Source organism: Bradyrhizobium sp. AUGA SZCCT0176, assembly GCF_018130145.1.
Lineage (GTDB): Bacteria > Pseudomonadota > Alphaproteobacteria > Rhizobiales > Xanthobacteraceae > Bradyrhizobium.
Window position 1 is genome coordinate 167755 of record NZ_JAFCMB010000007.1, and the last position, 21133, is coordinate 188887.

18 protein-coding genes are annotated in these 21133 nt (G+C 62.2%); 5 read left to right on the top strand and 13 right to left on the bottom strand.

Features of this window, described 5'->3' with window-relative positions; genetic code table 11:
- Positions 1-15 precede the first annotated feature (15 nt).
- The 4 genes from JQ600_RS18935 to JQ600_RS18950 all read right to left on the bottom strand — a co-directional run bounded on the left by JQ600_RS18935 (position 16) and on the right by JQ600_RS18950 (position 5181).
- Complete coding sequence (locus tag JQ600_RS18935; protein ID WP_212386524.1) at positions 16-2130, bottom strand: acetate--CoA ligase family protein; 2115 nt, start codon at positions 2128-2130, stop codon at positions 16-18.
- 119 nt (positions 2131-2249) lie between these two features.
- On the bottom strand, positions 2250-3014 hold the full coding sequence (locus tag JQ600_RS18940) for a hypothetical protein (RefSeq protein ID WP_212386523.1): 765 nt from the start codon (positions 3012-3014) through the stop codon (positions 2250-2252).
- 12 nt (positions 3015-3026) lie between these two features.
- Complete coding sequence (locus JQ600_RS18945; RefSeq protein WP_212265691.1) at positions 3027-3821, bottom strand: enoyl-CoA hydratase; 795 nt, start codon at positions 3819-3821, stop codon at positions 3027-3029.
- Between the two features lie 154 nt (positions 3822-3975).
- Positions 3976-5181, bottom strand: coding sequence for an ABC transporter substrate-binding protein (locus JQ600_RS18950; RefSeq protein ID WP_212265690.1), 1206 nt, complete (start codon positions 5179-5181; stop codon positions 3976-3978).
- A 502-nt stretch (positions 5182-5683) separates the two neighbouring features.
- On the opposite strand from JQ600_RS18950, the gene JQ600_RS18955 reads away from it, so the two are divergent.
- Entirely contained in the window at positions 5684-6406 is a 723-nt protein-coding gene (locus JQ600_RS18955; RefSeq protein ID WP_409363268.1) for a thermonuclease family protein, read from the top strand.
- A gap of 133 nt (positions 6407-6539) precedes the next feature.
- Positions 6540-8033: a M48 family metalloprotease gene (locus tag JQ600_RS18960; protein ID WP_212386522.1), complete on the top strand. Its 1494-nt coding sequence runs from the start codon at positions 6540-6542 to the stop codon at positions 8031-8033.
- Positions 8034-8234: 201 nt separating this feature from the next.
- Here JQ600_RS18960 and JQ600_RS18965 read toward each other — a convergent pair whose 3' ends face one another.
- From JQ600_RS18965 to JQ600_RS18995, 7 genes are all read right to left on the bottom strand, one after another.
- Positions 8235-8528, bottom strand: coding sequence for a hypothetical protein (locus JQ600_RS18965; RefSeq protein WP_212265687.1), 294 nt, complete (start codon positions 8526-8528; stop codon positions 8235-8237).
- A 294-nt stretch (positions 8529-8822) separates the two neighbouring features.
- The gene (locus tag JQ600_RS18970) at positions 8823-9278 is read right to left on the bottom strand and encodes a host attachment family protein (RefSeq protein WP_212386521.1); all 456 of its coding nucleotides are present in this window, start codon (positions 9276-9278) and stop codon (positions 8823-8825) included.
- A 378-nt stretch (positions 9279-9656) separates the two neighbouring features.
- Entirely contained in the window at positions 9657-10463 is an 807-nt protein-coding gene (locus JQ600_RS18975) for a CarD family transcriptional regulator (protein ID WP_212386520.1), read from the bottom strand.
- Between the two features lie 436 nt (positions 10464-10899).
- Positions 10900-11238, bottom strand: coding sequence for a ferredoxin FdxA (gene fdxA / locus JQ600_RS18980; RefSeq protein WP_192736497.1), 339 nt, complete (start codon positions 11236-11238; stop codon positions 10900-10902).
- A gap of 147 nt (positions 11239-11385) precedes the next feature.
- A complete protein-coding gene (locus tag JQ600_RS18985; protein WP_212265684.1) occupies positions 11386-11655 on the bottom strand; it encodes an RNA-binding S4 domain-containing protein in 270 nt (89 codons plus the stop codon).
- 99 nt (positions 11656-11754) lie between these two features.
- Positions 11755-15339: a helicase-related protein gene (locus JQ600_RS18990; RefSeq protein WP_212386519.1), complete on the bottom strand. Its 3585-nt coding sequence runs from the start codon at positions 15337-15339 to the stop codon at positions 11755-11757.
- Positions 15340-15771: 432 nt separating this feature from the next.
- Positions 15772-16620 carry a DUF3108 domain-containing protein gene (locus JQ600_RS18995; protein ID WP_409363267.1) on the bottom strand — a complete coding sequence of 283 codons (849 nt, stop codon included), beginning with the start codon at positions 16618-16620 and terminating at the stop codon, positions 15772-15774.
- 359 nt (positions 16621-16979) lie between these two features.
- Here JQ600_RS18995 and rpmB point away from each other — a divergent pair, with 359 nt between their 5' ends.
- Together rpmB and JQ600_RS19005 are read left to right on the top strand one after the other, a co-directional pair.
- Complete coding sequence (gene rpmB / locus JQ600_RS19000; RefSeq protein WP_192736494.1) at positions 16980-17288, top strand: 50S ribosomal protein L28; 309 nt, start codon at positions 16980-16982, stop codon at positions 17286-17288.
- A gap of 250 nt (positions 17289-17538) precedes the next feature.
- Positions 17539-18276: a hypothetical protein gene (locus JQ600_RS19005; protein ID WP_212386518.1), complete on the top strand. Its 738-nt coding sequence runs from the start codon at positions 17539-17541 to the stop codon at positions 18274-18276.
- A gap of 297 nt (positions 18277-18573) precedes the next feature.
- Here JQ600_RS19005 and JQ600_RS36895 read toward each other — a convergent pair whose 3' ends face one another.
- Complete coding sequence (locus JQ600_RS36895; RefSeq protein ID WP_249135969.1) at positions 18574-18780, bottom strand: GDCCVxC domain-containing (seleno)protein; 207 nt, start codon at positions 18778-18780, stop codon at positions 18574-18576.
- 105 nt (positions 18781-18885) lie between these two features.
- Here JQ600_RS36895 and JQ600_RS19010 point away from each other — a divergent pair, with 105 nt between their 5' ends.
- Positions 18886-19554: a hypothetical protein gene (locus JQ600_RS19010; RefSeq protein ID WP_212490028.1), complete on the top strand. Its 669-nt coding sequence runs from the start codon at positions 18886-18888 to the stop codon at positions 19552-19554.
- Between the two features lie 82 nt (positions 19555-19636).
- Here JQ600_RS19010 and JQ600_RS19015 read toward each other — a convergent pair whose 3' ends face one another.
- Positions 19637-21106 carry a HEPN domain-containing protein gene (locus JQ600_RS19015; RefSeq protein ID WP_212490029.1) on the bottom strand — a complete coding sequence of 490 codons (1470 nt, stop codon included), beginning with the start codon at positions 21104-21106 and terminating at the stop codon, positions 19637-19639.
- Between the last annotated feature and the right edge of the window lie 27 nt (positions 21107-21133).

Sequence of the window (21133 nt, forward strand, 5' to 3'; positions counted from 1 at the left end):
CGGGACGACCCGTTCTTAGTTCTTGCGCACCACCAGCGCATCCACGATCGTCACGCCCTGCCCCTCCGGGTGCACCAGCACCGGATTGATCTCGATCTCCGAAATTTTCTCGGCATATTGCGCGGCCAGCACCGACAGCTCTGAAATCAATCGCGACAGCGCGGCGACATCGGCCTTCGCCGCGCCACGAAACCCGTTCAGCAGCGGCGCGGCTTTCAGAGCTCCCAGCATCACCGTCGCCTCTTCCGCACTCACCGGCGCCGGCCGGTAGATCACGTCGCGAAACAATTCCGTGGTGATGCCGCCGAGGCCGACCATGATGACCGGCCCGAACACCTTGTCCGTCAGCGTGCCGACGATGATCTCGACGCCCTTTCTGGCCATCGGGCCGACCAGCACGCCCTGGATCGCGGCATCCGGCCGGTGTTTTCGCGCGTTGTCGAGCAGCATGCCATAGGCCGTAAACGCTTCGCCCTTGGTCGCGATGTTGACGCGGACGCCGCCGACCTCGCTCTTGTGCGGGATGTCGCGCGACTGGATTTTCATGACCAGCGGAAAGCCCGCGCGTGCGATCGCGGCATCCAGTTCGCCTCGATCAGTCACCAGCATCTCGTCCGGCAGCGCGATGCCAGCGCCACGCAGCAACGACTTGCTGTCGAACTCCGACAGCGCCAGTGATTTCAGATATGCGGAGAGATCGCGCGCGGGCAAAACCGCCACATCCGCCGCTGGCGCCAGTCTGAAATTCGCAACTTCAACCAGCCGCCGCATCGCGACGCCGACATGCGTGAGGCCCGAAAACACCACGACGCCGGATTTCGCAAGCTCCGTCCGCGCGAACGTCGACGGCAGCGTGTAGGAATAGAACACGATCGGCTTGTTCTGCGCCGCTATCACCGGCTTCAGCTCGGCCTCCTTGAACGCCATCCGCACCTCGCTCGACAGCGACAGCACCACCAGGATGGCGTCGACCTCGTCGGAGGCGGCGAGCAGATCGATGCTCTTTTGCAATCCGCCGCTGCTGGCGCCTTGCGCGGTGACGTCGATCGGATTGCCCGCGGCGCCATAGGACGGCATCCACTTCCTGATTTCGCTTTGGATCGAAGGCGACAGCTCCGGTACCTTCAGCCCCTGCATCGAGACGGTATCGGCGCCCCAGATCCCGCCGCCACCGGACACGGTCAGCACCGCGACGCGGTCGCCCTTCGGCAGCGGATTCGTCGTCAGCACAGATGCGATGGTCACCGCCTCATCGAGATCGTTGGAGACGATAAAGCCATATTTTGCAAATACCGCGTCATAGGCGGCCGACCATCCGGCCATGCTGGCGGTGTGCGAGGCCGCGGCGCGCTCGCCCGCGCCGGAACGGCCGACTTTTGTGACGATCACAGGCTTTCGCATTTCCGCGGCGCGGCGCGCGGCGGCGAGAAATTTGTCGACGTCGCGGATGCCTTCGATGAACAGCAGGATCACGTCGGTGGAGGCATCCTGCACCATGTAATCCAAAAATTCGCCGGCGCCGAGATCGCTTTCATTGCCGGCGCTGACGCAATAGCTGATCGCAACGCCAAGCGCCTTGGCGCGATGCTTGATGGCAAAGCCGATGCCGCCGGATTGCGCGACAATGGCGATCCGCCTTGTGGTCGCAACCAGCGGCACATGACCCGGCTTGACGTCGACCGTCGGGCTGAAGGTGGCCGCGACCTTCTGCACTTCGCTCAGGAAACCTTCGGCATTGGGACCTGAAATCCGCATGCCGGTGCGCTTCGCAATCGCTACGATCTTGTCCTGCATCGCGGCGCTGTCGCCGCCTTCCTCCGCAAAGCCCGAGGAGATGATGACGGCATTCTTCACGCCGACCGCGGCACATTCCTCCAGCGCGCCCACCACGGCGCGGGCGGGAATGATGATGATGGCGAGATCGACCGGCGCGCCGACCTCGGCGATGGTCTTGTAGCATTTCAGCCCGTCGATATCGGGGTAGTTCGGGTTGATCGGATAGATCCTGCCCGGATATTCGTTCTTGCGCAGCATCGATAGCAGCCGCCCCGGAATCTTCTCATGATCGCGCGAGGCGCCGATCAGCGCGATGCTGTCGGGCGCGAAGAAACTGTCGAGCGGATGCGGCATGATTTACTCCGTCATGGCCGGGCTTGACCCGGCCATCCACGTCTTTCGTGCTGTCAGACCTTAAAGACGTGGATGCCCGGGACAAGCCCGGGCATGACGACTTCAAACGGCGGCAATCCTCACACCGTAAGACTAAACCTCACCCCGCACAGATCAAACCCATCCCCGGTCACCTTGCAGCCCTTCGCCCTGGCTGCATCGCGCACCTTGGCGATATCGGCGACCCTGAACGTCAGCCCGCTCATCAGATCGGCAGGCCCGTTGACGAAGCGGAAGCTGGCATTGGGCAGTTTCAGCTCCGGCTCGCCCTTCGCGTTCTTGCTGACGGCGACGCCGATGATCTTGCCCCAATGCGCGGCCAGCACCTCCGGTTCCGGGCTTTCCATCTCGACCCCGAGCAAGGCCAGCGTCACATCCTTAGCGATCGACTTTTGCCAGTCGGGACCGGCCGGCGGATAGGGTCCCAGAATGTCGTCGCTGCCTTCGGTGTGGTTGAACTCGATGAAGGCGGCGCGGCAATCGCGCGGGTGCAGTTGCACGCCGTGGTACGGCGCGTGCGTGATCACGTTTGCGGTGCGCACGCCCATCTCGTTCGCGCGCTTGCCATAGGCATCGGGATCATCGCAGCAGAAGATCGCCATATAGCCGCCGCGGCCGCCATTCTTGTCGATGAAGCGCCCCGCCGCGGTGCCCGGCTGGAACGGCGCCACCACTTCCAGCAGGATCGTATCGACCGGCAGCAGCGCATTCTCCAGGCCGTATTTGGCGACATTGCCGTCGCGGAAGCACTCGTTCAGGCCCATGATGGCGGCAATGTCCGAAATCACGGGCTCCAGATGCGGCGCCACCAGGCAGATCTGCCGCAGCCTCATATAGCCGGCCATATCGCGACCCTCTCAGTGATTCTGGAATACGGGCTTGCGCTTCTCGACGAACGCCTTCGCCGCTTCCTTATGATCGAGGGTCTCGCCCGAACGCGAATGGTGGATCGCCTCGGCATCAAAGCATTCTTCCAGCGACATCGTCTCGGCGTTGTTGATGTTGCGCTTGATGTAGCCGAGCGTGATCGACGGGCCCTGCGCCAGCGACAGCGCCAGATCATGCGCGACCGCCTCGACTTCCGCGTCGGGCACCACCTTGGTCACCATGCCGAGATTGTAGGCCTCCTGCGCGCTGAGCACCGGCGAGGTCAGGTACAATTCGCGCGCCTTGGCGCTCCCAAGCATTTGGGTGAGAAAATACGTGCCGCCGTAGTCACCGGACAGTCCGACTTTTGCAAACGCCGTCGTGATCTTGCAAGACGCGCTGGCAACACGGAGATCGCAGGCAAGCGCGATCGAGAGCCCGGCGCCGGCGGCGGCGCCATCGACCTGCGCCACCACGGGCTTTTGCATCTGGTGCAGGATGCGTGAGACTTCCATGCCGCGGCGGAGATTGACCATCTTGGCTTCGAACGACAGCGGCGCCCGGCCCTCCGCCATCGATTTGACGTCGCCGCCGACGCAGAACGTGCCGCCGGCGCCCTTCAGCAGCACCGCGCGCACCTCGTGATCCTCGGCCGCGCGCCGCGCCGCCTCGACGAGACCACGCGTCATGTCGGGATTGAGCGCATTGCGCCGGTCGGGACGGTTCATGATGATGGTGAGCAAGCCCTGGTCGAGCTGCTGGAGGACCATTTCGTTCTGGCTCATGTGCGGGTTCTTTCGTGGTTATTGGTTGGCTCTCTCGACGTCATTGCGAGCGTAGCGAAGCAATCCATGTCTCGGCATAACGGATAGATGGATTGCTTCGTCGCTTACGCTCCCTTGCACAAACGCTTCGCGTTTGTTGCAGGCAATGAGGGGGCTACTTTTTGACAAGCGGGCAGCGCGACAATTCCAGCGACTGGAACGCCTCATTGCCGGGAATGGTCGCCAGCAGCTTGTAGTCGTCCCAGCGGCCTTTCGATTCCGACGGCTTCTTGACCTCGAACAGATACATGTCGTGCACCATGCGGCCGTCTTCACGGATCTTGCCGTTCTTGGCGAACATGTCGTTGATCGGCGTCTCCTTCATGACTTTCATGACGGCCGCCGAATCGGTGGTACCTGCGGCCTTCACCGCCTTGAGGTAATGCGTGACGGAGGAGTAGACGCCGGCCTGCGCCGACGTCGGCACGCGCTTGATGCGGTCCATGAAACGTTTTGAGAACGCGCGGGTATCGTCGTTGAGATCCCAGTAAAAGGCTTCGGCAAGCAGCAGGCCCTGTGCGGTCTCGAGCCCGATGCTGTCGATATCGGTGACAAAGGCGAGCAGCGGCGCGACCTTCTGGCCGCTCTTCATCAATCCGAACTCGGATGCCTGCTTGATGGCGTTGATGGTGTCGCCGCCGGCATTGGCGAGGCCAATCACCTTGGCCTTGGAAGACTGCGCCTGCAGCAGGAACGAGGAGAAGTCGGACGTGTTGAGCGGATGGCGCACGCTGCCAACGACCTTGCCGCCGGACTTCGTCACGACATTGGCGGTGTCCTTTTCCAGATCATGTCCGAAGGCGTAGTCAGCCGTCAGGAAATACCAGCTGTCGAGGCCCTGCTTGACGGAGGCCAAACCGGTCACATTGGCCTGGCCGAACGTATCGAACACGTAGTGGACGGTCAGGGGACCGCAGGCTTCGTTGGTGAGCCGGATCGAGCCGGGGCCGTTGAAGATCACGATCTTGTTGCGCGTCTTGGCGATCTCGCCGGCGGCCAGCGCGGTTGCGGACGCCGCGACGTCGAACAGCATTTCGACGCCCTGATTGTCGAACATGTCACGGGCGATGTTGGCGGAAAGGTCGGCCTTGTTCTGGTGGTCGGCCGCGATGATCTCGATCTTGCGGCCGAGCACCTCGCCGCCGAAATCCTCCACCGCCAGCTTCGCCGCATATTCGCTGCCGGGCCCGGTGATGTCGGCGTATAGGCTCGACATGTCGAGGATGCCGCCAAGCTTGAGCGGCGGCTTGGCTTGCGCCAGCGCAGCCGTGCTCGACATCGCCAGAACAGCGGCGAAAATGCCCGTGACAACCCGCTTCATGAAGGCCTCCCTTTTTTTGCGTGCCGCATTACCTGCGGCTTTGAAATTTACTCGGCGCGATCATGCCGCATGGCACCCATAGCGGCAAGGCGCGTGCGAAGCGTGTCTCGCATGCGTTTTTCCGTTAAGCGGAATGGAGATGATGGGAGAAGCTCGTCATGGCCGGGCTTGTCCCGGCCATCCACGTCTTCTTTCGCGTTCAACTAAAGCAAAGACGTGGATGCCCGGCACAAGGCCGGGCATGACGACGCTCGGTACCAACGCGCGATTTCATGGATCTCTTTTTGAGAGAGACTCTGAGGGGCCTACAAAGCAAGTCTCCAGGAGCGACCACTGGGGCCTCCATGGTTCGAGACGGCGCATGGGCGCCTCCTCACCATGAGGATTGATGATGCGGTATGATGCTATCACACAAGGAGCCGACACCAACGGTATGAGACGCGTGGACCAAAACCGTCACAGTTCGCACATCGCGGTCATGCTGATATGTGGCTTGGCCGTCATGGCCACCACTCCCGCCAACGCCGCCGGCTGCATCTTCGAACCGCAAGGCGAAGGCCGCGTCGCCGCCGTGATCGACGCGCGCAGCTTTCGCCTCGATGACGGCCGCGAAGTCCGCCTCGCCGGCATCGTGCCGTCAGTCACGGACAAGGCGAACGGCGCGGCAGCCCTGGCATCGATCGTCACCGGGCGCGACGTGACGCTGCGCGGCGACGACGACGCGCCGGACCGTTATGGCCGCCAGTCCGCCTTCGTGTTCCTGCCGGGTTCCGAGACGCCGGTACAAAGCGAGCTGCTGCGTCGTGGCGAGGCGCTGGTTTCGACCGAAATGGCCGACAAGGACTGCGCCGCGGAACTTGCGGCCGCCGAGGCCGACGCGCGGCGGGCCAAAAGGGGAACCTGGGCCGACCCGGCGGCCATAAAAAACGCGGAAAGTCCCGGCGATATTTTGGCCGGGATTGGGCGCTTTTCGGTGGTCGAGGGCAAGGTTTTGTCCGTGCGGCAGGCAGGGGCAACGACCTATCTGAATTTTGGCCGGAACTGGACACGGGACTTTGCTGTGACTATTTCAAGGCGCATGATGCCTGCGTTCGAGGCGGCCGGGCTGTCGCCTAAGTCCTTCGAAAATCGACGGATTCGTGTCCGCGGCTATGTCGAGGCGCGGGGTGGGCCACGGATCGACTTGCTGCGGGTGGGGCAAATTGAAGTGCTGGGTGGGAACTGAAGCGTTTTCGAGCGAAGTGGGTACCGGTTCGCGTGAAGAAAACGCGTCAAAGAAGGAATTGGGCACGGGCTGCACGAGCTGATTGCATCCAATCGGACCGTGCCCTCGTTTCAGAAGAGAAGAGTGGACTGACGTGACGAAGCGTTCAGGACGGCGCGAGGGAAGTACAGGCCGCCGCCTTTTGGCTGCGTCGGCCGTGCTGTGCGCTGCTTTGACGCTGTCGGGCTGCGGCAGCGTCGGCGGCCGGTTCGAGACAGCAGCGCCGACGGCCACGTCGCCCGCCAAACCGAACCGCACCGTGGCGCAGACACCGGCGAGCGAGCGCGAGCATGAGCGCATCCTCTCCTCCTATGGCGGCGCCTATGACGATCCGAAGCTGGAAGCGCTGATCAGCAAAACCGTCGACCGGCTGGTCGCGGCCTCCGACCGTCCCGACCAGGCCTATCGGGTTACGATCCTGAACTCCGGCGCGGTCAACGCGTTCGCACTGCCGACCGGCCAGCTCTATGTGACGCGCGGCCTGATCGCGCTCGCCAGCGACACCTCGGAATTGTCCTCGGTGCTGAGCCACGAAATGGCGCATGTGCTGGCCAAGCACGCCTCGATCCGCGACGACAAGGCCAGGCAGGCCGCTGTCGTCACCCGCGTCGTGACAGACATGAGCAACGATCCGGATCTGACCGCGCTGGCGCTTGCAAAAACAAAACTGACGATGGCGAGCTTCTCCCGCGCCCAGGAGTTCGAGGCCGATGGCATCGGCGTCGGCATTTCGGCGCGCGCGCATTTCGATCCCTACGGCGCCTCGCGCTTCCTGAGCGCGATGGAGCGCAACGCGGCGCTGAAGGCCGGCAAGACCTCGCTCGATCCCCGCGCGCAGGACTTTCTGTCGTCGCACCCGGCAACCCCGGAGCGCGTGCAGAATGCGCAGAACTCGGCCCGGCAATTCTCGTCGCCGGAAGGCGGCGAGCGCGACCGCGAGACTTATCTCGCCGCGATCGACAACATCGTCTATGGCGAAGACCCCAGCGAAGGGTTTGTGCGCGGGCGGCGCTTCCTGCATCCCAAGCTCGGTTTCTCGTTTGCCGCCCCCGACACGTTCACGCTCGACAACACCGCGCAGGCCGTGATCGGCGTCCGCGAGGGCGGCTCGCAGGCGATGCGCTTCGACGTGGTGCGGGTGCCGGCCGAGCAGACGCTCGGCGACTACCTCAATTCCGGCTGGATGGAAGGTGTCGAGAAGGCCTCGACCGAGGACCTCACCATCAACGGCTTCCCGGCGGCGTCGGCTTCGGCGAGTGGCGACCAGTGGCAGTTCAAGGTCTACGCGCTGCGCTTCGGCAGCGACGTCTACCGCTTCATTTTTGCCGCCAAGCAGAAGACCACTGAAAGCGAGCGCAATGCGCGCGAAACCGTCAACTCGTTCCGCCGCCTGACGCTCGAGGAGATTCAGGCGGCACGACCGCTCCGCATAAAAGTCATCACCGTGCAGCCCGGCGACACCGTGGAATCGCTCTCGCACCGCATGGCCGGCGTCGACCGCCCGGCCCAGCGCTTCCGCATCCTCAACGGCCTCGACGCCACCGCCCAGGTCAAGACCCGCGACCGCGTCAAGATCGTGGTGGATTGACGCGCGAAAAGCGCGTCATCCCTGATGCGCAATTGCGCATCGGGGGACCCATAACCACCGATTTGCGTTGTTGCAGGACGCTGTAGCCGCAGCCGATCCGACCATGCGCATTGGTGGCTATGGATCCCGGCCTTCGCCGGGACGACGCATCAATGTATGGCAAGCGCTCGGTCTACTCGCTCACCTGAGGACAATTGCGCCTCAGTGCCTGCTCGGCTCAAGCACCACGACCACGCCCGTCATTTCCGGTTCATGCGGCCTCAGACTGGTGAGCGTCGCATCGCTCCAGTCGGCGAGACTGACGACTTCGCCGCTCTGAGCCTCCGTCTCCGGCGCCCCGGTAGGTTCGAGAACCTTGAGGCCGCGGGTATCCAGAAAGAACGTGTGGTTCCCGAACAGATTGTTCAGCTGCGGGACCGCCGGATGATCGTCGGGAAGAACCTCGGCCTGGAACTGGCTCAGGGTTTGTTTAACCTGTGTCGAGCTCAACTTCATGATCTGCTCCATCTAGACTAGTGCGCGATTTTGTTGGTGCGCGATTCTGCCCTGTCTGGGTGTGTTCCCCTCCTGTCTGTTCCCGCGTGCATCGGACAAGCCCAAGGCAAGGGCAAGGCAAATCCAATTCGTTCCCGGGCGTGCGATCGTGGATCGGGGTGCAGCCAAAGCTCTGAATGTTGCCGGCCACATGCCTCGAATGAATCCGCGCTGAAAACGTTCCGGCTTCTCACGGTAAATTTCAGGACACGTTCGCTCCTGATCGCGAGCCTGCCGAAATACGGTGCAAGCGGCTCAAGCAGCGACAAGCCGCTCGATTTCGGCAACCGGATGCGATGTCAGTTCCTTTGGAATTTCCGCAATCACGCGCGCGATGACCTCCGCGTGGAGGGCCTTGCGAAGATTGCCCAGCACTTTCGGCGGGGCGATAATGACAAGCTTCTCGAAAAGATTGGCGTGGGCATGGCGATACAGCGCGTCGGCAAGCTCGCCGGCAAATCGCTCCTCGGCAATGTGGTGCCAGTCTGTTTCTTCCATGGCGCTCCGCGCCACACCAACACTTGCGTTGGAGCGCCCCGGACGATCGGTACCCTGCTCGCGGGTCGGCGGATTGTCGCGCTCGATAATGCGTTCGACGATAAGGTGGACTTGATGCGCGGTGCCTTTGTTGCGCAGGAAGAGCGCCTTTTGACCGTCGCCGACCAGGATAAGCGCGTTGTGGGGAACTTGCGGTGTGAGTTCCGTGGCCATTCTTGCTCCAATCAGTTGCGTTGATTGACAACGCCAGAGCCAAGATAGGGTTTCCGCAAAGAAATGCCGGCGTCGGCATCGACATCGCGTCAAATGCGCACGCAATAGGCCTGCACCGCAGACTGCGTAAGACCTCCGTCGTCCCGGACAAGCGAGCGTAACGAGTGCGATCTCAGATGCGCAATTGCGCATCGGCGGACCCATAGCCACCGATGGTTATTCTCGCGCGAAGCTGGAGCCACGGCGAATTCTAACAACACGCATTCGTGGTTATGGGTCCCCGCCTTCGCGGGGACGACGTGGGGTTAGATATCGCCCCAAAACAAAAAGCCCGGTCTCTCGACCGGGCTTTTCGCAATTCAATCTGTGTAGCGTAGCTTACGCCGCCTCGTCCGCAACGGCAGCATCGTCACCGTCGGCGTCGGCCTCATCACCTTCACCGTCAGCTTCGCTACCGGCTTCGGTCTTGGCGCCGCGACGCGGGCTCTTGGCGAGCTGGCTCTCGATTTCCTTGACCGCTTCGGTCTCCGTCGAATGCTGGACGACGGCGATTTCGCGCGACAGGCGATCGAGCGCCGCTTCATAGAGCTGGCGTTCGCTGTAGGACTGTTCGGGCTGCGATTCCGAGCGATAGAGGTCGCGCACCACTTCGGCGATCGCAACGATGTCGCCCGAATTGATCTTTGCTTCGTATTCCTGCGCCCGGCGCGACCACATCGTGCGTTTTACGCGCGCGCGGCCTTTGAGCGTCTCAAGGGCCTTCTTGACCAGCGCCGGATCGGACAGCTTGCGCATGCCGACATTGGCGACCTTGGCGGTCGGCACCCGCAGCGTCATCTTGTCCTTCATGAAATTGATCACGAACAGCTCAAGCTTGGCGCCTGCGATCTCCTGCTCCTCGATCGCCAGAATCTGGCCGACACCGTGAGCGGGATAGACCACGAATTCATTGGCCTTGAAGCCCTGACGCTGGGTCACGACCTTCTTCGGCTCCTCCACGCGCGGGGCGGCAGCCTTCGGGGCCACCACGGCGGCCTTCGGAGCCACAACAGCGGCCTTGGGCGCAGCAACGGCAGCCTTGGGAGCAGCAGCGGCAGCTTTGGGGGCAGTCTTGGCGGCGACCTTCGAGGCAGTGGCCTTCGAAGCCGTCGCTTTCGCGGCGGTTTTTGCAGTCTTATCTGGCATTGAGCTTCTTTTGTTTTTCGAGGACTTTGTGGCTGCAGCCTTCTTGGCTTCCTTTACAGACGCCTTGGCACGGCCTTTGGTTGCGCTGCGGCTGGCCGCAGCGGCTTTTTTCGAAGTCTTTGAAACACTCTTTTTACGCGTTTTCTGTGACACAGCCTGCGCGCGGAACTGCCACGCCCCTGTTCGATGTTTTTACGGAACCACCGGGAGGGCCAAAGTTACGCAAGGCCGAATCCGGCTTGTAATGTGCCCAATATAGCACATTTTCCGCAAAAATCAATGATTTACGCCCTGTTTCGGACCTTCTCAGGGACCTTTCGGTCATAAGTCCGTCAACAAGGTTAAATCGGCAGGCTGTGTATGGGTCTGGCGGCTCCGAATTAGGTTCAAATTAGGTCCGGAGCGGTCTCAACTGGTCTGGAAGGGGCGATCCGAATCAGTCCCCGCTACCGGGTTCCTTGGAAAAATATTTCTCGAACTTGCCTTCCACACCCTCGAATTCTTTCGCATCGGGCGGCTGGTCCTTCTTCTGGGTGATGTTGGGCCAGGCCTTGGCGTATTCGGTGTTGACCTCGAGCCACTTCTCCAGGCCCGGCTCGGTGTCCGGCTTGATGGCGTCGGCGGGACATTCGGGTTCGCAGACGCCGCAGTCGATGCACTCGTCGGGATGGATGACCAGCATGTTCTCGCCCTCGTAGAAGCAGTCCACGGGGCAGACCTCTACGCAGTCGGTATATTTGCATTTGATGCAGGCATCAGTGACGACGTAAGTCATCCAGGGCTCCGAAACGGTCAACTTTTTCCGGGGTTTGCGTAGCGCATGAACTGCGCAGCCGCAAGGGAAGAGCAAGGCAACAACAAGCAGGGCGCAGCGCCGGAGAGCTTGGGTTTTCAAGCGCCCGACGGGCTCGTTTGCAGATAGTCATTCCCTGCGGTTCTGCAAATCCTCGTACAGCACGCGCGCGGCCGCGGCATCGCCCCGCCGCTCGGAGAAGCCGGCTACTTTCAGCACCCGCACCGAATTGTCGAGCCCGATGGTGACGACGTCGCCGAGCTTCACGGCATGTCCCGGAGCTTTCTCGCGCACGCCGTTGATGCGGACGTGGCCGGCTTCGACCAATGCGGCAGCACTTGTGCGGGCCTTCACCACCCGCGCATGCCACAGCCATTTATCGAGACGCTGTCGATCCAATCAACCTGCTCGAACGTAGCGCTTTCAAGCGAAGCCTGTCCCGCACTTGATGCGGGATGGGTACCGGTTCGCGTAAAGAAAACGCGTCAAAAAATAAGATCAGCGATCCTTGTTGCCGGCGAGCTGTTCCTTCAGCGCCGCCAGTTTTGCGAATGGCGAATTGGGATCGATCGGCCGGTCGCGCTCGCGTGGCGCGGCGCTGGTGGCGTATTGCCGATGCGACGGGCCAGAGTCGCGCTTGTCGCGGCCGCCCTTGTCACGCCCACCGAAATCGCGGCCACCTTTATCGCGCCCGCCGCCCTTGTTGCGGTCACCCTTGTTGCGATCGCCGCCGAATTTCTCCGGACGACCACCGCCCTTGTTGTCGCGGCGGTTGTCATTGTCGCGGCCCTTGCCTTCAAAGCGCTCGCGCGGCGGACGGCTGTCGGCACGCGCTTCTTGCGGTGCGCCCTCTGCCGGCGGCGTGGCGTTGGCATCAGCGGGTGCGCCCTCGCGCGGCTTGCGGAACTCGTTGTGACGGCGGCCGCGGCGATGACGCTGCTCGCGTCCGGGCGCTGCAGCGTCGCCGCCTTCACCGGCGGCAGCCGCCGCGGGCGCAGCGCCGTCCTGCGGAGCTTGCGCGCGACCTTGCTGATGGCCGCGATGACGCTGGCGGTTGCGGTCGTGGTGCGGACGGCGTTCTTCCGAACGGCCACCGGGCCGCCAGACTTCGACCATTTCGGGCACGACAGGCGCATCGGGCTTGGCTTCAGCGGCGGCTTCCGTCGCTGCGGCATCGCCGGCGACAGCTTCTGTTATGGCTTCAGGAGCAATTGCGTCGGGCGCCGTGGCCGCCTCGACAGCGGCCGTCACGTCGGCCGCGGTGGGCACCTCGGGTGCGCTCAGCACCTCGGCTGGCGTTTCGGCCGGCGCGGGCTCTGCGGCGGCTTCGACAACGGGTTCAGCTTCCACCGCGGGCTCTTCAGCCGGCGCCGGCGCGAGCGAAACCTCGGGCAGCAAGGCGGCCGATGGCGCGGGGTCGCCGGAGACCGGCTGGGCCACGGTCTCGTCAGCGGTTTGCGCGGGCGCTTCAGCCGACACTTCAGTCGCGGCTTCCACCGGCGCGTCTGCCGTGGCTTCGGCCGGCGCGGCCGCATCGGTCACAGCATCAGTGCCCTCAACCGGCGCGGCTTCCGCTGCAACAATCGGCTCAGTCGCCGCGACCGGCTTCGGCGGCAGCGGCGCGCGGCGCTCGGAGCGATAGCCGAGCGCGCGCAGGATCGAGGCGAAATCTTCGCCGGCCGATCCCGTCAGCGAGGTCATCGCCTGCGTCACCACAAAGCTGCGGCCATCGAACGCGCCGGCGGGTTTTTCGCCCGGCGAGCTTTCGCGCCAGGCAAGCGCAGGGCGGATCAGATCGGCAAGACGCTCCAGAATATCGACGCGCACCGCGCGCTCGCCGCACTGGCGATAGCCGAGCACGCGATAGGCGTCGCGCGCCAGCGCCTTGTCGACCGCAAATGACGTGCGGCCGCTCGACGCCAGATGCTGCGCACCCGACAGCGCCGACATATCGACATTGTCCTGCTTCTCGGCCCACAGCAGCGACGCCAGCGAGCGCGCCGCGGGCTTCAACAGTCCCGGGAAATAGATGTGATAGGCGCCGAACCGCACGCCGTACTTGCGCAGCGTCGCGCGCGAGGGCTGGTCGAGATCCTTCATCTCGGCGGTGATCTTCGAACGCTCGAGCACGCCGAGCGCCTCGATCAACTGGAACGCGATGCCGCGCGCAATGCCGGTGATGTCCTCGGCCTTGGCAAGGCCGAACAGCGGGCCCAGCAGCTTTTCGATATGCGTTTTGAGCCACAAATCGAGCCGCGTTTGCACGGCTTCGCGCGCGGCGCCATTGAGGCGATCGTCGGAAATGATGCGCAGGCGCGGATGCAGCGCGTCGTCGGCCGCGACCAGTTTCGCCACCGCATCGCCGGTCCAGCGGATGGTGCCGTCTGACGTCAGCACGAACGCGTCGTCGGGCGCTGCGGCGAGTTTCTCGGCGCGCGTGTCGATCTCGCCGGCCAGCACCTGCTGTGCTGCCGCCTGCAACGCCTTGGCGTCGCTTCCGGCCTCCGCCGCATCTGGTGCAAAGGTGAATCCGTCGAGGCGGCCGATCACATGGCCTTCAACGATCACTTCGCCGGTCTTGCCGATTTCCGTATTCAAAACACTGTTCTCCCGCAGGCGGCGCATCAATACACTGGTACGGCGGTCAACGAAACGCTCCGTTAGCCGATCATGCAGCGCATCGGACAATTTATTTTCGACCTCGCGCGTGATCCCCTGCCAATGATCGGGGTCACCCAGCCAGTCCGGCCGGTTGGCGACGAAGGTCCAGGTGCGAATTTGCGCGATCCGGCCCGACAGCGTGTCGATATCGCCGGTGACGCGGTCGGCCTGGTCGACCTGGGCCGCGAACCATTCGTCGGGAATCCGGCCCTTTTTCATCAGGAAACCGTACAGCGTGGTCACGAGTTCGGCATGGGCGGCGGGTGCCAGGCGCCGATAATCCGGGATCTGGCAGGCGTCCCACAGCCGTTCCACGGCTGATGGCCCGTGGGCCATTTCCCGGACCTCGGCGTCGCGTGCCGCATGATCGAGCACGCGCAAATCCTCGGCAATCGGCGCGCGGGTCAGCACTTCGTGCTGCGGCGAGAGCGCCAGCGAGACCTGCAGGCTGCCGAGCGAGGCGAAATCCAGCTTGGAATTGCGCCACTGCAGCATTTTGACGCTGTCGAACGTGTGGTTCTGCAGCGCGTTCACCAGTTCCGGCTCGAACGGCGCGCAGCGGCCCGTGGTGCCGAAGGTGCCATTGCGCGTGGCGCGGCCGGCGCGGCCGGCAATCTGTGCAAACTCGGAAGGATTCAGGCGGCGGAACTGATAGCCGTCGTATTTGCGGTCGGAGGCAAACGCGACGTGATCGACGTCGAGATTGAGGCCCATGCCCACAGCATCAGTGGCGACGAGATAATCGACGTCGCCGTTCTGGAACATCTCGACCTGCGCATTGCGTGTGCGTGGTGACAGCGAGCCCAGCACCACGGCCGCGCCGCCATGCTGGCGGCGGATCAATTCGGCGATCGCGTAGACTTCATCGGCCGAGAACGCGACGATCGCGGTCCTTCTCGGCTGGCGCGTGATCTTGCGGTCGCCGGCGAATTCAAGCTGCGACAATCTGGGCCGCGTGACGATCGACGCGCCCGGCAGCAGCCGCTCGATAATGGGGCGCATGGTCGCAGCGCCAAGCAGCAGCGTCTCGTCGCGGCCGCGGCGGTGCAGGATGCGATCGGTGAACACATGCCCGCGTTCGAGATCCGCCGCGATCTGGATTTCATCGACCGCGAGGAACGACACGTCGATGTCGCGCGGCATCGCTTCCACCGTCGACACCCAGTAGCGCGGGTTCTTCGGCTTGATCTTCTCCTCGCCCGTGATCAGCGCGACACTATCTGCTCCCGCGCGCGCGGCGATCTTGTTGTAGACCTCGCGCGCGAGCAGCCGCAGCGGCAGGCCGATGATCCCCGACGAATGCCCGAGCATCCGCTCGATCGCCAGATGCGTCTTGCCGGTGTTGGTCGGCCCCAGCACCGCGGTAACGCCGGCGCCGGGAGCGCGTTCATGTCCAAACGTGGACGAGTAGGAGAAAGCCATAATTTGCAGGTGTTTCTTTGATTCTCAGCGGCGCCGCGCGGCTTGCTATGTGTGTCAGTTTGCGACGGTGATGCGGTCGCGGCTTAAGCTATGGAACGAGTCTAGAACGAATCGCGCCCGAATCGCTGACTCTTACTTAAACTGGCTTCGTTCACCGCAACATCCAGCGTTAGCGCTCATGATGCGGCACTAGATCAAGTTTGCCTGGGCTCCACAAGGCGGTGATTTTGAGTGAATTCCTTAAAAGTTGAGAGGGCTCGGAGTCGAATCAGAAGTGGTGAAGAGTCAATGGGATTCGTTGGGTCTCGTCGTCCCGGCGAAGGCCGGGACCCATACGCCGCGGCCGTGCCGTTTGAGCCGGTCGAAGTTGCACCTGCTGCAACAATGAATGCCTGTGGTTATGGGTCCCGGCCTTCGCCGGGACGACGGCCGTTACTGCGTCTTCGCCACCCGGGGCGGCGCCGCCGTTGTTACAAAACTCGTGGCTTCCAGCATCGCGGGGCCGAACGGGGTCGGGATCGTCATGCGGAATGGAACCAGGATCCGGGTGCCCGCGATCGGCACGAAGGCGATCTCGATGTTGCGCTGGGCGGCGAGGTGCTTGATCACGGGCCGATCGGGGATATAGCCCGCGACCGGCGTGAAATAGACCGCGCAGACCACGGCCGGCCCATGATAACCGCGCTCGGCCCTCACATTTTCCATGCGCTTGTAATCGAGCTTGAGGTCATAGCGCAGCCGGCCGTCGAAGATGCCGGTGCCGGTGCGGCAGGCCTCCGGCGACAGCGGATCGCCCGTTCCGGGCACGCGGATCATCGCGCCCGTCATCGGATCGAGCACGTTTTTGCGATGCGCTTCGGTAACGACGATGCGGTCCGGATCAACAGGCGGTTCCGGATCGATGGTAAAATCCTTCACTCCCCCGTTCGCGATCACGAGGCGGATGGTCTCGGATTTCTTCGAACTCGTGGTGGTCGCGGTATAGGCGTTGGCGACCAGCGCGCCACCCACGACGCGGCCCTGGGAGGCGCCGGAACCCTTGCCGCCCGAAAACGCCTGCAGCAGGCCGGTGGAACCGCCCTGCGCGGAGGCGGAAAACGCATCATCGCCGATTTCGATGGTCCAGGTGCCCTTGCCGACGGGAATGCCCGCCAGCGACGCCTCGTAATGGGCATCGAGCCGGCCTTGCGCGGAGGCTTCCAGCGGCGCCAGCCACAGCAGGGCGCCGGCCGCAAGACTGCCCACCAGGCCGAAACGATGCGAAATGGCACGTGTGGTCACGTAACTGACGGTCCTGCTGGCGCGAGCTCTTGTTTATGTAGTCAGAAATAACCGGCAATCAACGCGTGGCTGGTCCCTCGCGGCGGCTCAATCCGCGGGGAACACTGATGTCGGCGGGGATTGCGCCCTTTATATGGTCCTAACGTCTTGATATCCTTAAACCCTTGTAATGGCTTCCAAACCGGCAATGCCGCCCTCTTAGGAGTGCGCAAAATCTTAAGCGAAACCCCGCAAAACCTTGACGCCTAGGGCCGCTCGCCCTATACGTCCGCGGTTCCTGGAAATGGACATGATTTTGGACCCCCGCGCGGCGCCATGATGCGCTGCCAGGTTGCGGGGATGGAAGAGGATTTTGTGCGATGTCTCGGCGCTGCGAACTGACGGCCAAGGGCCCGCTGGTGGGTAACAAGGTGAGCCACTCGAACATCAAGACCAAGCGGCGCTTCCTGCCGAACCTGGTCAACGTCACCTTCATCTCGGACGCGCTCGGCCGCAACGTGCGCCTGCGCGTCTCGACCAATGCGCTGAAAAGCGTCGACCACAATGGCGGCCTCGACGGCTACCTTCTCAAGGCCAAGGCCGACGTGCTGTCGCCCCGCGCCCTCGACTTGAAGCGCGCGATCCAGAAGAAGGTCGGCAAACCGGAATACGTGAAGAAGGCGAGCTGAGCCTAAATCTCCCTCGCCCCGCTCTTGCGGGGAGAGGGTCGGGGTGAGGGGCTCTCTCCAAGCAAAGATTTTCAAGCGGCTGGGTCGAAAGACCCGGCCGTTTTTGTTTTGCCGTCATGGCCGGGCTTGTCCCGGCCATCCACGTCTTTCGTCTTTAGTATTCACCGTATTTGCACGGACGAGAGCGCATTCGAGCTTGTTCGCGCCTTCCGGTTGCGCTTGTATGACCTCGGGTCTGGGGAGTTTTTTCATGCGTAATCTGGTGATCGTGGCGCTGTGCGCCGCGTTAGGTGGCTGCGTTTCAAACAACGAAACGATTGCCTTTCGAACTTCAAATCCAAATCAGCAAGCGATGATGCGCGACGGGCAACCGGCCCTCGTCTCACGACAGAAGAATTCGCTGGTGCTGGTCCGCCCGGCGTCACGCCAACTGCAGGCGAACGGGCGGCCGGTGTTTGTCGTCGGAATAAACAACGTCGGAAAACAGCCTACCGAATTTCGCGTAGCCCAGGTGGAGGCCGTGCAGCACGTCGGCGGCTCCGATTTCGGCATGCAGATCGTCACCTTTGAAATGCTGCAGCAAGAAGAACGAAACCGCCAGGTAGCAAGAGCCGTTCTCGCTGGCGTGGCCGGTGCCGCGAATGCCTACGGCGCCTCTCAGGCGGGCCATGGGAGCTATACGACACCCAGCGGTCGCACTGGTACCTTCTACAGCCCGACCGCCGCGGTGATTGCACAGAACAATGCCGCCATGCAGAACGAGGCAATGTTCGCCGCCACCGTCGAAACCGGGCAACGCAACATGGCCGCGCTCGAACAGACGGTCATCAAGGACAACACATTAATGCCAGGCGAATGGTACGGCGGTCAGTTGCACATCGCTCCGCCAACCGACCAAGCCGGTGGCCAAAAGAGCTACACCATCGTCATTACGATCGGACAGGATCGGCACGTGGTGGCTATCGCTCAGGGGCCAGCCGGAGCTTGAGGCGAAGACGCGATCCAGAAGAAGGTCGGCATGCCGGGGTACGTAAAGAAGGCGAGTTGAGGGTTAGCTACGCTTCATTGGCGAGTTGAGAGTTTTGAACGGCTGCGTCGAAGGATCGAGCCGTTTTTGTTTGTTCTGAAGTCTATACTTCGCCTACGGCAGTCGGCGAGTCAGTCGAGGGCTCACCGATCAATTTGCGCCTAACTTCTGCAAGAATTACAGCGGGAATATCCATGCCGTCGAATTGCGAATTATGCTCGACTATCTGTCTTAGGCCGATCAACGGACGGGCCTCAGCTAACAGCACGCGCCTTTGCCGCTATCTTGAACTGGTGGACATGGCACCGTGCCGTAGGAGCAGAACACGCAACAGTCACCAGCGAGCGGTTTAAGCCGTGTGCCGCAGCCCTGGCAGTCATAGAAGAACTGGCAGGCATCGGTCGGCATTGCTTCAGTGGCTTGGTGCTGGCAGGTCGGGCAGGTCAACGTTGATATCAATTGCATCCCAAGGATGATAAACTAATTGGTGTCTTTTGGCCACCAAGGGCCAGAGCGGGACAGTACCGCCTAAACTTATCGTGATCGCTGGACAGGGGCGGATCGCCAAGCATGCGCATGATCAAGCCACCCAGTAGAACCGAATGGGACACCTCAGCGCTTGTGGCCAACGGGCGGACCTATCTTGATGACGGTCTGTCGTTTAAGGAGATCGCTGCGCGCGTGATCGAGAGCGCGACGGTCATCAGCAGCCGCATCGAGCCCTATTGCACTGCTCCTCGCGGCGAGGAGGATGGGCGGCGGATCATCTTTGTCGTTCGCGTAGCGCCGCAAACCTGCGATCTGCTCTACAACGCGCCTGACGGCATGCGCGGTCGATACTGGCAGAGCCCGGACCATGGCTTCGCCGCGACCAAGCACCTGATCGACCGCCTGCTGCTGACCCTGATGTCATTTGCGGACGAGCCACCAGCTCCGCCGAAAAAATGCGCGCCGATGAGCGTCGAGGACATCAAGGCTTCGCTTGAAGGGCTGTCAGCGAAGGTGTGGCCGCGAGAAAGGGATGATGATCAGAAGCCTCTATGGGTGGACGACCAGCTCAAGGTGCTGCGCTGGGAGCAGTACGAGGAGGATAGTGCGAAGGGGCGTCAGTGGCGGCGGTCCTTCATTAGCAGCGACCTTGAGATCAAGGGAGCCTTCATCGGTATCGATCAGACCGAGTACATCCCGGAGGACAAGCGGGACCGTTCCTGTCAGATACACAGGTTCGGCTTTACCTAATCTCGATGCCGAGGATCACGCGCAAAACTGAGCGTTCCTCAGCCCGGTTTGGGGTTGGCCGCCTCGCAGGCTCCTTTCGGGGCTACGACATTTCGTCACCTCTAAGAAGCAGGCCCTCGTCGATCTTCGACGGCTGATCCTGATATTGTGGGTGTGTGAGCAGCACATTGAGCACGAAGCGGAGCAGGTCGGAGGCAAGTAAGCGTTCCTTGGCATTGCTCGTGTCGGTGGGCTCAGACGCCTTTTTGGAACGCTTTCGGCGCCGGCCATGAACGATGGCCGACCGCGCTTCATAAAGGCGCTTAACTTTGGTGGCGACCTCTCCCGCTGGATAAGCAGGGTCCGCGTGCAGGATAGAGAGGGCTGCAGCGCGAAGACGAAGTTTGTATGACAGCGACTGGTTCTCGTCGTCGCCGAGAAGCAATTCAAGGCCTATTGTTCCGTCGAGAATGGCGTCAGCTGCATCAGTGCGCGTGAGGCATCCATTTAGCCGGTTCAACGCGAGGCGTATCGCTTCGCTCGAGCTGCCGACAACAGCTTTGTAAATACGACCGACCTCCTTGAGCTGCTCGGCAGTAACCGTCGCCCCGATGCCCGTCCATCCATAATTATCGTATTCGCTCGGATACCGGCGCAGCGTCGTTCCATACACTGGCGTCAGATCGCAGAAATAGTCCAGCGACCAGCGCTTTGGAGCCCAAAGCATTTGCGCGTACCCGGTACTGATGCCGGTCACGATCCGGAGCGCGCCAAAGAAGCTATCGATAGCGTCCAAGACGTTCGATGATGACTGTCTCAGCGAGCTACGTACCTGGTCGATGTTATCGACTTCGAGGGTCCAGCCATTTGATACAAACGCATGGGTGGCTGCGCCAACAACCGTCCGCACTGCCCCTGACCCGCGCGTGCTGATCTGTGCTCTTCCCAGTTGTAGTTTCTTAGGCATTCGGACGATGTAGGTCGTTTCGGTCAGCGGGAAATGGTCTACCTCGAAGTGTGTTAATGCAATGGGCACGACAAGCCGGAGATCAAGGCTTTGAAAAATGGTTCCGAAAACCAGTGGTCGAATTATAGCATCTCGACGCTTAGCGATGATGGGCGCGTTCAGTCCATAGAGATGGAGGTATCGCTCCACTGCATCCCCGACCAAGGCATCGATGGCATGATCCGAGACGATGTCGTCGATGATCGGCCTGCTTAGGTCCAGCCTTTTGCCAATTTCGTGGCTTCTTAGAAACGATGCCAGCTCAGCACCCATTGGGAAGCCGATCTCGGGTCGCGCGTAACCTCCCAAGATGCCGCCGAGGGTGCGAGGTCGCAACATGCCCACGTAGTCTCTTGGGGAGCTATCCCGATAAAAGCCCGTCTCATTGAAGAAAGGGAAGCCACTGTCCAGCTTGGACATGACCGGGTAGTCGTGGTGCGGACCGATATACTGGGTGGGCACCTTTGCCTGTTTTACGACTGCGCTATGCAGTTCATCGAAAGCAGCGGCGAACAACTCGAGGTACCGCAGCAGCTGCTCCCTTGTCGCCGATGTCGTTGAGGCCATGAGCGTTCCGGGGTTCGCGTAAAGACC